Origin of the sequence: Immundisolibacter sp., from assembly GCF_041601295.1 — a bacterium.
Classification (GTDB): Bacteria; Pseudomonadota; Gammaproteobacteria; order Immundisolibacterales; family Immundisolibacteraceae; genus Immundisolibacter.
In genome coordinates this window covers 1-11,950 of sequence record NZ_JBFIII010000005.1, presented here as the reverse complement: position 1 = coordinate 11,950, position 11,950 = coordinate 1, and the positions used below count along the sequence as shown (strand labels likewise).

14 protein-coding genes are annotated in these 11,950 nt (G+C 61.5%); 10 read left to right on the top strand and 4 right to left on the bottom strand.

The window, feature by feature from the left end; translation table 11 throughout:
* The first annotated feature begins 289 nt into the window (after positions 1-289).
* The 3 genes from ABZF37_RS01315 to ABZF37_RS01305 are packed head-to-tail and all read left to right on the top strand — an operon-like array spanning position 290 to position 5,393.
* On the top strand, positions 290-1,378 hold the full coding sequence (locus tag ABZF37_RS01315; RefSeq protein ID WP_372715924.1) for an efflux RND transporter periplasmic adaptor subunit: 1,089 nt from the start codon (positions 290-292) through the stop codon (positions 1,376-1,378).
* Positions 1,375-4,452, top strand: a complete 3,078-nt coding sequence (locus ABZF37_RS01310) for an efflux RND transporter permease subunit (RefSeq protein ID WP_372715922.1) — start codon at positions 1,375-1,377, stop codon at positions 4,450-4,452. The genes ABZF37_RS01315 and ABZF37_RS01310 overlap by 4 nt, the downstream gene beginning before the upstream one ends.
* Positions 4,449-5,393 carry a TIGR00730 family Rossman fold protein gene (locus tag ABZF37_RS01305; protein WP_372715920.1) on the top strand — a complete coding sequence of 315 codons (945 nt, stop codon included), beginning with the start codon at positions 4,449-4,451 and terminating at the stop codon, positions 5,391-5,393. Before ABZF37_RS01310 ends, ABZF37_RS01305 begins: the two co-directional genes overlap by 4 nt.
* 56 nt (positions 5,394-5,449) lie before the next feature.
* Here the strand turns inward: ABZF37_RS01305 and ABZF37_RS01300 are convergent, their stop codons facing one another.
* Together ABZF37_RS01300 and ABZF37_RS01295 are read right to left on the bottom strand one after the other, a co-directional pair.
* Positions 5,450-6,841 (bottom strand): amino acid permease, encoded by a 1,392-nt coding sequence (locus ABZF37_RS01300; RefSeq protein ID WP_372715918.1) that lies wholly within the window; start codon positions 6,839-6,841, stop codon positions 5,450-5,452.
* A 264-nt stretch (positions 6,842-7,105) separates the two neighbouring features.
* Complete coding sequence (locus ABZF37_RS01295; RefSeq protein ID WP_372716006.1) at positions 7,106-7,339, bottom strand: hypothetical protein; 234 nt, start codon at positions 7,337-7,339, stop codon at positions 7,106-7,108.
* Between ABZF37_RS01295 and ABZF37_RS01290 the strand changes: the two genes are divergently transcribed.
* The 7 genes from ABZF37_RS01290 to ABZF37_RS01260 all read left to right on the top strand — a co-directional run bounded on the left by ABZF37_RS01290 (position 7,296) and on the right by ABZF37_RS01260 (position 9,536).
* Positions 7,296-7,469, top strand: coding sequence for a type II toxin-antitoxin system VapB family antitoxin (locus tag ABZF37_RS01290; RefSeq protein WP_372715916.1), 174 nt, complete (start codon positions 7,296-7,298; stop codon positions 7,467-7,469). The two genes, ABZF37_RS01295 and ABZF37_RS01290, sit on opposite strands and share 44 nt — an antisense overlap.
* A gap of 295 nt (positions 7,470-7,764) precedes the next feature.
* Positions 7,765-7,995, top strand: a complete 231-nt coding sequence (locus ABZF37_RS01285) for an AbrB/MazE/SpoVT family DNA-binding domain-containing protein (RefSeq protein WP_372715914.1) — start codon at positions 7,765-7,767, stop codon at positions 7,993-7,995.
* Positions 7,985-8,329, top strand: coding sequence for a type II toxin-antitoxin system PemK/MazF family toxin (locus tag ABZF37_RS01280; protein WP_372715912.1), 345 nt, complete (start codon positions 7,985-7,987; stop codon positions 8,327-8,329). The genes ABZF37_RS01285 and ABZF37_RS01280 overlap by 11 nt, the downstream gene beginning before the upstream one ends.
* A 205-nt stretch (positions 8,330-8,534) precedes the next feature.
* Entirely contained in the window at positions 8,535-8,741 is a 207-nt protein-coding gene (locus ABZF37_RS01275) for a DUF433 domain-containing protein (RefSeq protein ID WP_372715910.1), read from the top strand.
* Positions 8,725-8,952, top strand: a complete 228-nt coding sequence (locus ABZF37_RS01270) for a DUF5615 family PIN-like protein (protein ID WP_372716002.1) — start codon at positions 8,725-8,727, stop codon at positions 8,950-8,952. Before ABZF37_RS01275 ends, ABZF37_RS01270 begins: the two co-directional genes overlap by 17 nt.
* Before the next feature lie 19 nt (positions 8,953-8,971).
* Positions 8,972-9,208, top strand: coding sequence for a DUF4160 domain-containing protein (locus ABZF37_RS01265; RefSeq protein ID WP_372715908.1), 237 nt, complete (start codon positions 8,972-8,974; stop codon positions 9,206-9,208).
* Positions 9,189-9,536, top strand: coding sequence for a DUF2442 domain-containing protein (locus ABZF37_RS01260; RefSeq protein WP_372715906.1), 348 nt, complete (start codon positions 9,189-9,191; stop codon positions 9,534-9,536). Before ABZF37_RS01265 ends, ABZF37_RS01260 begins: the two co-directional genes overlap by 20 nt.
* Positions 9,537-9,650: 114 nt before the next feature.
* On the opposite strand, the gene ABZF37_RS01255 is transcribed toward ABZF37_RS01260, so the two are convergent.
* Both ABZF37_RS01255 and ABZF37_RS01250 read right to left on the bottom strand, forming a co-directional pair.
* Positions 9,651-11,012 carry a PEP-CTERM sorting domain-containing protein gene (locus ABZF37_RS01255; protein ID WP_372715905.1) on the bottom strand — a complete coding sequence of 454 codons (1,362 nt, stop codon included), beginning with the start codon at positions 11,010-11,012 and terminating at the stop codon, positions 9,651-9,653.
* A 42-nt stretch (positions 11,013-11,054) separates the two neighbouring features.
* The gene (locus tag ABZF37_RS01250; protein ID WP_372715903.1) at positions 11,055-11,915 is read right to left on the bottom strand and encodes a PEP-CTERM sorting domain-containing protein; all 861 of its coding nucleotides are present in this window, start codon (positions 11,913-11,915) and stop codon (positions 11,055-11,057) included.
* Positions 11,916-11,950 lie beyond the last annotated feature (35 nt).

Below are 11,950 nucleotides of genomic sequence, written 5' to 3'. Positions count from 1 at the left end.
TGGCGCTGCCTTGTGGTATAAATACCGCCGTTTCCAGGGCCGCTCTGGCATCGCCTGTGCATGATTGTTCATGCTGGGCGGGCTGGTTTTGTGGCGGCCCTGGCGGCTTCAAGAAAGGGCGGGATAGCCCTTGCATGTTTCCGGCACGCTGGTCAGCCCACATTCGCGTGCCACGGGGCACACGGTACAGCCCGTCAGGCAGGGACGCCGCACTTGACCGCTGTCGCGGGTCACGCGGTTGCGTACCTGCCTGGCCCTGATCGTACCCACGCACCATCAAGAAGATTCCATGCCAGCTTTGCGCCCGTTTTTTGCGACCGCGGTTGCGGTTTTTGTCTGTGTTGTCGCGCTTGCCGCCTGCGGAAAAACAGAGGAGCCGCGCGTTAAACCACCGGTCGTCCTGATCACCGCCGCTGTTGCTGGAACAGCGGCGATGGAGACGCTGGAAACCAGCGTTGGCCAGATCGAGAGTATGGACGAGCCGGTGGTATCGGCCGAGGTCGCCGGCCGGGTGGTGGCGGTGAACGTGGAAGTAGGCGCCCGGGTGCGCAAAGGTCAGGCATTGGTTGAACTCGACAGCAAGGATTACCGCTTGCGTCAGGGTTCGGCCCAGGCCGAGCTCGCTCGCCTGGCGGCGCTGATTGCCCAGCAGGAACGCCTGGTGGGACGTTACGAGACATTGGCCAAGAGCGATTTCTTTGCCAAGAATGCGGTCGAGGACGCGCGGGCGCAGTTGACTGCCCTGCACAGTCAGCGCGAAGCGGCGGTGGCCCAGGATGCCGAGGCACGCCACAACCTGCAGCGTGGACGCATTGTGGCCCCCCTGGACGCCGCCGTAGCGGCGCGTATGGTTGATGTTGGGGACTATGTTGCCGTGGGCATGCCTATCGTGCGCCTGAGCACCGATCAGATGTTGCGGGTAACCCTGCCGTATCCGGAATCGCTGGCTGATGCGCTGCGCCCAGGCTTACCCGTGCGTTTGCGCTCGCCCGCGGCGCCGGACACCACCGTCGAGGCGAACATCACCGAGATTCGTCCCACAGTGGGCATGAGCAACCTCGCCCTGCAGGTGATGGTCGACCTGCCAAATCCCGGGGGTTGGAAGCCCGGCTCCAGCGTCAACGGTGAGGTTATCCTTGGTCGCCGCGAACGGGCCGTGGTGGTGCCGGAGAAGGCGGTGGTGCTGCGCCCTTCGGGGAGCACCGTGTATATCATCGAGGACGACCGTGCCAGGGCGGCCAAGGTGCAGACTGGCACCTACCGTGACGGTCTGGTCGAGATTGTGTCCGGTGTGCCTGTCGGGGCCAAGGTGGCGCTGGACGGCGCCGGTTTCCTGAGTGACGGTGCCCTGGTCCGGGTGCAGGACGGTGGTTCATGAGCCTGCCAGAGCTTTCCATCAACCGCCATGTGCTGGCGTACATGCTCAGCGGCGTCATCATCCTGTTCGGACTGGTGGCCTACCGCAGCCTGGGCGTGGATCGCTTCCCGCACATCGACTTTCCGATCATTTCGGTGACCACCACGCAGCGCGGCGCCAACCCCGAGATCGTCGACGCCAGCATCACCAACATCATCGAGCGCAAGATCAACAGCGTGCCGGGCATCGACTACATCCAGTCGAGCTCCACGCCGGGCGTGTCGCAGGTCATCGTCACCTTCAAGCTGCAGAAGGACATCGACGTCGCCTTCCAGGAGGTGCAGTCCAAGATCAGTCAGGTGGTCTCCGAATTGCCGGAGGATGCCGACCCACCGGTGGTCTTCAAGGTCGATGCCGATGCCTCGCCGATCCTGTGGTTGCATATCCAGGGCGACCGCACGCTGCAACAGCTGAATACCTTTGTCGCCAATACCCTGCGTCGGCAGATCGAGACCATCAGTGGCGTCGGTGACATCCGCATCGGTGGCCTGCGCGAGCGCAACATCCGGGTCGAGGTCCACCCGGACCGCCTGAGCGCGCATGGCCTGACGGTGCAGGATGTGCTGACTGCGTTTCGCGACGAACACCTGATGTTGCCTGGGGGCTTCGTCACCTCGCACACGCAGGAGCGCTTACTCAAGCTTGACCTGGAGTATCACAACCCGCGCCAGCTCGAAAACATGGTCATTGGTTACCGGGATGGCGCCGAAATTCGTCTGTCGCAGGCCGCCGAGGTGGTTGATGGCATGGCCGATTACCGCCGGCTGGCCCGTCGCAATGGCAAACCGGTCGTCGGCATGGGGATCGTCAAGGTCACCGGTGCCAACACGGTGGCCATCGTCGACGAGGTCAAGGAGCGTTTGGCCACGGAAATCGGTCCGCAGTTGCCGGCGGGAATCGAGGTGCTACAGGGGACCGACAACTCGCTGTTCATCACCCAGATGGTGGATGCGCTCAAGGAGCATCTGATCGCCGGCACGCTGCTGGCTGGTGTGGTGGTACTGCTGTTCCTGCGCAGCCTGCGGGCCACGCTGATTATTGCCGCGGCGATTCCAGTGTCTTTGCTGGGCGCCATCGCGATGATGTATGTGCTGGATTACACCTTCAATTCCATGACCCTGCTGGCGCTGTTACTGCTGGTCGGTGTGGTGGTGGATGACGCCATCGTGGTGCTTGAGAACATCCACCGTCATCGCGAGCATATCGATCCCGACCCGCGCAGCGCGGCGGTGGAGGGCACCAAGCAGGTGATGTTCGCGGTGCTGGCCGCGACTCTGTCGCTGGTTGCCATTTTCGTGCCGGTGGCGTTCATGAGTGGCATGGTGGGCCGGTTTTTCGCGGCCTTCTCGGTAGTCGTGGTATGCGGCGTGCTGGTGTCGTGGTTCGTGTCGCTGACGCTGACGCCGATGCTGTGTTCGCGCTACCTCGACGTCAGCGCCCGCCATGGACGGCTGTACGGGACCTTTGGTCGCTTCTTCGAGCGCATGGAAGTGGCTTATCGGCGGCTGCTCGATGTCAGTCTGCGGCGCCGCTGGGGAGTGGTCGCGGTGACCGCGCTGATCGTTGCCAGCAGCGGTTACTTCTTCGGCGCGCTGGGCAAGGAGTTCGTGCCGGATCAGGACGAAGGCCGTTTCATGGTGATCTTCAAGACCCCGCTTGGGTCCAGCGTCGAGTACACCAGCTCGCGCATGAAGCTGATCGAGGATGTGCTCAGCGCTGAGCCCCTGGTGGAATACGCCTTCGGCGCGGTGGGTCTGTTCACTACCGCCCAGGCCAACGAGGGCATGGTGTTCGTGACCATGAAGCCGCTTGCCGAGCGGGACATAAGCCAGCACGAGATGCTCATGAAGCTGCGGCCGAAGTTCGCCGCTCTGCCTGGTGTGCGTGCATTCGCGGTGCCGACGCCGGCCATTGGCGGGCAGCGCGGCGAGAAGCTGCAATTTGCGGTTCGCGGCCCGAACCTGCAGAAAGTTGGGCAGTATGCCGAGAAGATGCGCCAGCGCTTGTCGCAGATCCCGGGATTCGGGTTCATCGATCTGGACTTGCTGCTGGATATGCCGGAACTGAAGATCGAAATCGACCGCTCGCGCGCCGCTGTGCTCGGGTTGTCCAGTCGCGATGTGGCGCTGGCCGCCAATGTGCTGTCCGGTGGTATGGACATCGCCAAATGGAACGACGAACCGGGTGACGGCGAGCGTTACGATGTGCGCCTGAAAGCGCCGGACGGTACCTTCCAGACCCCGGCGGACCTGAGCAAGATTTTCCTGCGCGCGGCGGACGGGCAACTGGTGCGTCTGGATTCGGTGGCCAGTTTCGTCGAGAAGCTTGGCCCGGCCCGCATCGACCGCTTCGACCTGCAATACGCGGCGCGTTTCTACAACAATCCCGACCTGCCGCTCAGCGAAGCGGTGGACCACGTCCAACGGGTGGCGGCGGAGGTCATTCCGCTGGGTTATTCGATCAAGTTGCTCGGGTCGGCGCGGGAGTTCTCGCAGACCATGGGCTACGTCGCCACCGCCTTCGTGCTGGCCCTGGTGATGCTGTACATGGTGCTGGCCAGCCAGTTTGACTCGTTCCTGCAACCGCTGATCATCATGGTGGCGCAGCCGCTGGCCATGGTCGGGGGGCTGGCCGGCTTGTGGCTGACAGGCCATACGCTGAATGTCTATTCGATGATCGGGATGGTGTTACTGGTGGGTCTGGTGGCGAAAAACTCCATCCTGCTGGTGGACCTGACCAATCAGGCGCGCGCCGAGGGCAAAAGCATCAGTGAGGCGCTGCGCGAAGCCTGTCCGATTCGCCTGCGGCCGGTATTGATGACTTCATTGACCGTGATCCTGGCCATGATGCCGGCCGCTTTCGGCGTTGGCGCCGGTTCGGACACCAACGGTCCACTGGCGGTCGTGGTCATCGGCGGCATGGTGTCATCGACGCTGCTCACACTGGTTGTAGTGCCCGCGGTGTATTCGCTGGTCGAGAATGGTTTGTTGCGCTGGCGTCCGCGGCGGGCGGCGGGCGAGGCCGCCGCGGCGTGAGTAAGGGCCGTTGGCCGGTCCCGCCGCCACTCAGCCGGGCGGTGCCCTTGCCTGGCCAGCAGCCAACCCTGCCTGGCCAGGATCCCGATACCCCGGTCCGGGTGCAGGCGATTGTGGACAGCCCGAGTTATCGCATCGCCGATCAGGATGCCGATTTCCTGAGTCTGGAAGATACGCGCGGCCTGCGTCTGCACGTGGATTATCTGAAACCCGAGCTGCTGCTGCGGGCGCATGGCATTCGCCACACCATCGTGGTGTTCGGCGGCACGCGCATCAGTGAGCCGGCGGCTGCGGCGCGGGAAGTGGCGGCCTGCCGCGCCGCGCTGGCGGTCGATCCTGGCAAACCTGAGTGCCAGCGCGCGCTGGAAATAGCCGAAAGGCGTGCCGCCAAAAGTCATTATTACGACGTAGCGCGTGAGCTCGGTCGGCTGGTCGGTGATTCGGGTGACGGTCCGCGGGATTGCGGCATGGTGGTTATGACCGGCGGTGGCCCGGGCATCATGGAGGCGGCCAACCGCGGTGCTTTCGATGCCGGTGCCGAGTCCGTAGGCCTTAACATCAAGCTGCCGCGCGAGCAGTTCCCGAACTCCTACATCACCCCGCAGCTATGTTTCCACTTCCATTACTTTGCGATGCGCAAGCTGCATTTTCTGCAACGGGCGCGGGCGTTGGTGGCGTTTCCCGGTGGCTACGGCACCCTGGACGAGCTGTTCGAGACCCTGACCCTGGTACAGACCCGCAAGATCCAGCCGGTGCCGGTGGTGCTGGTCGGCGAGGATTACTGGCGGCGGGCGGTCGACTTCGATTTTCTGGTCGAAGAGGGTGTCATTGATCCCGAGGATCGTGATCTGTTCTGGTACGCCGAGACCGCGCAGGAAGTCTGGGACGGCATCCAGGAGTGGCACCGCGCCAACGGCGGGGACCTGTTTCCCTGCGGGTGAGAACAGGCGAAACCACGCCGCAGAGGAGCGGATTGCCGTCCGACAGGTGCGTAAGGTCAGGGTGTCGAAGGCAAGCCCAGCAGACTGCGTCGCCGGGCGTATGCGAAATACACCACGGCGCCAATCAGCATCCACACCGCAAAGCGCCACAGCGTGGCCGCGCCCAGGCTGGAGATAAGATAACCGCAGGACAGGATGGCCAGAATCGGCGTCCAGGGCATGAACGGCGTGCGAAACGGTCGCGCCAGGTCAGGCTGGGCACGGCGCAGGTACAACACGGCCAGCGACACCATGATGAAGGCCGCCAGGGTGCCGACATTCACCAGCGCCGCCACCTCCTGCATGGGCACCAGTCCTGCGACCACCGCGATCACCAGGCCGGTAATCAGCGTGGTTCGAGCCGGCGTGCGAAAACGCGGATGCACGTCCGAGAACACCTTCGGTAACAGCCCATCGCGAGACATGGCGTAAAACACCCGCGTCTGCCCGTACATCATCACCAACAACACCGAAGTCAGCCCGGCCACCGCACCCACGGCGATGGCGGCGGCGGCAAAGCGCTCGCCCACCTGCGCCAAGGCGAAGGCCATCGGGTCGGACACGTTCAGCGAGGCGTAGGGGGCAATGCCGGTCAGCACCACCGTCACCGCGATGTAAATGATCGTGCACAGGACCAGCGAAACAATGATGCCGATTGGCATGTCCCTCTGCGGGTTTTTCGCCTCCTCGGCGGCGGTCGACACGGCGTCAAAGCCGATGTAGGCAAAAAAGATCAGCCCCGCCCCAGCCATGACCCCGGACCAACCAAACGGCATGAACGGCTCCCAGTTCACCGGATCGACATGCGGCACGGCGGTGTACAGAAAGATACCGATAACCGCGAGTTTCAGCACCACGATGAGGCCGTTGGCAAGGCTGGTCTGACGCACCCCAAGTGCCAGCAGGCCGCTGACCAGCAACATGATGGAAAAGGCCGGCAGGTTGATGATTCCGCCCTGTGTGGGTCCGTGCGTAAGTGCCGTCGGCAGGCCGAGGCCGACACCCTCCAGCAAGCGCATGAAGTAGCCGGACCAGCCGATGGCGACCGTGGCGCAGGCAAGCGCGTACTCAAGCACCAGGTCCCAACCGATGATCCAGGCCGGCAGCTCGCCGAGCGTGACATAGGTGTAGGTGTAAGCACTGCCCGACAACGGCACGGTGGAGGCAAACTCGGCATAGACCAGCGCCGCGAACATGCAGGCAAAGGCGCCCACCACAAAGGATAGCGACAGCGCCGGTCCGGCCTTGGTCGCCGCGGCGACTCCGGTCAGCACGAAAATACCCGCGCCGATGATGGCGCCGACCCCCAGCAGGGTCAGATCGACCCCGGACAGACTGCGCGCCAGGCCATGTTCGCCATCGGCCAGCGCCCGACCGATCAATTTTTTGCGCAGCAGGCTTTCGACCATTGTTCTTTTTCCCGTCGTGGTTGGGCGGCTGACTGAGGCGTGCGTCGTTGGTCAATCGTGGCAGGGCGGAGGCATGGCCCCAGCCCATCGCTTCGTCGCGATGCGGTTCCCAGCGCAGCGATGGGTATCGCGTTGTGGTCGATTATAGGGATTTCGGGGGCAAGGTTCCGGGTGCCAGGCGCGCCTGCGAAAGAAGATCACGACGGATTGGCCCAAAGCCGGGTCTGTGTGGGTCCTTGTCTTGCGCGCCGGTTAGTAGTTTTCCTAAGCGTCGTAGCTATGGAGCATGCGCCCGGCAAGTGTGTCCGAACGGTAAGCGCCGTTCTCGAACAGCACGGTGCCGTTGACGATAGTGGCGCGGATGCCGGTGGAGCGGGTGACGAAACGCCGACCGCCACCTGGCAGGTCGTTGGCCCATTCCTTGTCACCATTGGCGACCGTGGCGGGGTCGAAAATGACCAGATCCGCGCGGCACATCACCGGTCTGACCGAGCGCACGGCGCTGATCCACGAGGGCTTGAAAGCTTTGATCGAGCGCGAAAGCGCCCGCCGGCCGGCGCGCTTGGGCGGCAGCGAACCGCAGGTCAGGCCGATTCCGCGGCGCCGTTTGCAGCCGCGCTATCGATAAAACTGGTGGGCCCCGCGGCATCGGTTAACTCGACGTACAGCTGATCGCGTCGATGGCGCTTGCTAGCCCAGCCCGGCTGTGGACACGCGACAAGCGTCTGGCGAATGTCGCCGGCCATCTGAAGCTCACGTTTCAATCCCAGTCTCATTGAGCGCGCCGCGGGACCACCGAAACCCAGAAACCGCTTCAACATGGCGCTACCCCATCGCCACCGGCTGCTTACGAACTGCTTGCCAAGCTGGAAGGAGCGCATTACCGTAAGGACGTAATGCATTGCACTATGAGGACGGCGCAAATGGGTACCATCGCCAAAATCACTGCCAAAGGACAAACCACGATCCCGCAGGAAGTGCGCTCCGCGCTGCACGTTGTGTCGGGAGACCTGATCGCCTGGGAGGTGCTCGAAGACGGCACGGCACGGGTCAAACGGGTACAGCCGCTTGATGTCGAGTATCTGAAGGCAGTCGAAAGGACCCTGTCCGAATGGGCAAGCGAAGCCGACGAGGCAGCCTACGGTGACCTTTGAACGCTATAGCGTGGTGCGCGTGCCCTTTCCCTTCACCGAACGCAGCGCCACAAAAAACCGTCCCGCACTGGTGCTGTCCATGGCCGGCGCGTTCAACACCGTGGCGGGACATTCCGTGATGGCGATGATTACTTCGTCCGGCAGCGCCCCATGGCCGTTGGACTGCCCGTTGCGGGATCATGCCGCGGCGGGCCTATCTGCCCCTTCCACCGTTCGCTTCAAGTTGTTCACCCTCGACCATCGCCTGGTACGGGGCGAGCTTGGCCGTTTGGCCCAAGTTGACGAACAGACCGTTCATCACGCCTTGGCCAACTTGCTGGGGATGCGTGCGTGACACCGATCAGCCTTCGCCCGGCGTTACATATCTGTACCGGCGAGTGGCTGGGCCGGCTCCAGCGCGGATAGGGCGGTCAGGATCTGCCCAGGCGGATCGGCGGTTAATGGGTGGCACGCTGCGCGTTTCCCACCCTTGCTTAGACCGTCGAGGATCAGTAGGCTAACTGCCCACACGCGCCAACCCGGTGGAACTGGAATCAGCCATGAAAGCATCCTTGATCAGCCGAGACCCCGAAATCATGAGTGGAGCGCTTTGCTTCACCGGTACGCGCGTACCCGTCCAAAACCTGTTCGACTATCTGAAAGGAACCTGTTCCCTGGAAGACTTCCCTTCCGTACCGCGCGACGTCGCAGTAGCCGTACTTGAAGCAGCCAAAGCCCGTCTTTTCGACGATGCGTCTGCTGCTTGACGAGTCGGTCCCGAGGCGGCTTCGAAAGCATCTTCCCCTTCACGACGTCAAGACCGTCGTGGAAATGGGCTGGGGCGGTGTCAAGAACGGAGCGTTACTCGTCTTGGCCGGGCGAGGCTTCGACGCGTTCATCACCGTAGACAAGAACCTTCCGTACCAGCAGAACCTGACCAAGCTTCCCGTGGCTGTTGTAGTGCCCATAATTGCATGACGTCGCTGGGATAAGCTGCATGCCCACTGTCCTGCGTGTCGGACCGTATCGATTTTTCTTTTATGCGAGTGACCGGGGTGAGCCGACCCATGTTCACGTTGAACGCCAGGACAACGTCGCCAAGTTCTGGCTCGATCCGGTTCGTTTGCAGAGTAGTGGCGGGTTGTCGCGCGTCGAGATCGGACGGATCGAGAAGTTGGTGAGCCAGCATCAGTCTGAACTCATGGAGGCATGGGATGAGTATTTCCGCGGTTGAAATTGAGGTTGCTCTCGCTAAGGCAATGAGGGTCACCCAAGATTCGCTGCACGTCGATCTTGCCGACGGACGAACGATTTCGGTGCCGCTCGCGTGGTATCCGCGTCTCTTGCACGCTACCCCCGACGAAAAAAAAAACTGGCGCTTCATCGGGATGGGTCGCGGGATACATTGGGAGGCCATTGATGAGGACATCAGCGTAGAAGGTCTGTTGGCCGGAAGAGCTTCCGCCGAGAGTCAGGCGTCCTTCAAGAAATGGCTCGCCTCGCGATCGCCGCGCCCAAGCCCGACCAGGCGTAAGAAAAGCGCCGCGCGTCGGTCAACTTAGTCCACGCAGGTCAACTCATACCCGTTATGGAGCACAGCGGAATACGCCGAGTCCGTAGCTGCCTCATCCCGGATTCCTTTCCGCTGATCCAGATTACGGCTGCCATGGTCGCGATTACGCTCGACGGCGACGCATGGCGGCGATACCCACCAGACCCATGCCCAACAGGAACAAGGTTCCCGGCGCGGGAACAGAGTGAGACCTGGCCAAAACCCGGCTGGTAAATCCGAAACCGCCCGTGGTGATCTGGTGGCCCGTTTCACCGGACAGCAAACCAATCGTGAAAAGAACATCGCGCCCCGCCCAGCGCGAGATATCCAGGAACCCCGTGTCCATCCACCCGTTCTTGAAGAAAGTCCCGTCGAGTCGGTATATAACCTCGTCATCGAAGAAAACGACATAGCTATCGTCCACTCCCCAGACCTCGGGCAGGAATTCGATATACAGACTATCGGCCGAATCGGGGATATGAAGCGTCCTGTAAGCGTAGCTCGGCGAACTCGAAACCAGTTCCAGCCCCTTGCCTACGACAAAGCGCGCAAATCCGGTGCTCGCCCAGTCGGTGAGCTCGGACAGTTCGACTTTAACTCCCGCCGCCAGCCCTGCAATTTCAGTCCCTATCTTACTCATAAGGGTTGTGGTGGCGTCGGCGATATATTTTGCCGTATCCACGATCACTTTCGTCCCCCAGTCTTTCAGATCGTGCCAAGTATCCATCATCACTGCGGAAACACGCGAAATGTCGCGAACCAGCAAAGACAGGTTCCAATCGTCGTCAGTGTCCAAGTTGGCCCACACTTGGTCGTCTCGGGCGTGAAGATCTTCATTCGATTCGCTTAATCCACGCTCGCTTTTACTGCCGCCTCCTGCGGGATTGACGGTAGGCTTATACCAGTCCATGGGCGTGGGACCGAGCAACTCCTTGGTATGCACATAACCAAGAAGCCGTGTGTTCGCTACATCTTCGTAAGAGATTCCATATCCGAGCAGGGAATCTGCAGCTGTAAGCCCCGCCGCAGAATAGTTCTCGATCGTGATGTCGGGGGTATTACGAATTATTCGTGGCAGGACGGTATCCAGATTGACTTTACCGCCGATACTGATTGCCGCGATATTTTCGGGCGCATCGAAAAGGGTAAGCCTCTCAATATCCTCCGCTGGTCCCGAGCTAGCCGAACCCAGTAACTTGGCCGCGTTGGCGGCGATCCCGGCGCCCAGACTGTGACCCAGAAACTGTACGTCACCTGCTTCACCGTCGAACTCCAAATAGATACTCTCGAATGCCCGCGCGAGATATACGGCTTGAAAATCCACCATGGAGACGGGGACGATGCCGCAAGCGGGAGAAGCACCGGCGACCGCTAGACATGCCAAAATATCGGATTTCGAATCCGGGGCTAAGCTGTCGGCGAGATCCGTCCAGTTCCACGCCAGGATATTAGCATCGGGACTTTTCTTCCGGATCTCGCCGGCCATGTCCGAAATCCACTCCGGAACATATTTCTTTCCGGAAGTTTCTTACGTGTCTATGCCATTCCAGCCATTCACCAGTACAAAGGTCTCTTTGGCTGGGTCGAAGCCATCCACCCCATCGGCGAACCCGGAATCCGAGAAAATCTGGAACAGGCCGGGCTTCATGGTCTTGGCAGCCTCGGTGGCCGCGAGAACGTCGCCGGGGAGTGGGCCGGGGGCGATAGGAACACCAACCTCGCTGGCAATACCAAAACGCAGATTATCGATGGCGAAGCCGGCCGGTTCGGAACCCTCCATGTCAAGAAACACGCCAGCGATCGCAGCCCGACCGTTCTCAGTCACCAGACCGAGAAACTCAATGCCTGTGATGCTATTAACAACTGTGCCGAGAAGGGCGCCATCGCGCGCAAAGGCGGTAATGCCCGTGCTGCCGACCGCGTCGAAAAAGCCGCCGTCGAAGCCAACTCCGGCGACATCAACATCAAAAAACACCGCGATCGGTCCGTTGAATCTTGGCGAACCGGAAAGAACTGGCGACGTTGGGTTGGCGCTATCCGTAGTGATAAAGGTATCGGGCGAGGCGGCATCAAGCGCCAAAGGATCGCTTGGGCTCCCGGCCACGCAGGCGCTTGCTGACGCGCCTGGGCAATCAACGCCGGGAGCGCCGCTAAGAGCCTGACCAGCGAAGAAGCCATCAAACGTGACTGTTGGCGATCCCACGCCACCGCCGTAGGTCACCGGGGCGTAGATAGGATTGATTGTGCCTACACCGAATTCGCTGAAGGTGATTAACCCGGAACCCGCTATGAAATCACCTTCGCTAACCTGTATGACGGCTGCATTTGCAGTTCCGGCGGCGAACAGCAAGCCTGCTCTCGCCACATTAAAGATGATCTTACCAGTCATTTGTGCTCTCTCCTATTTGACTGCTTCGTTGTTCT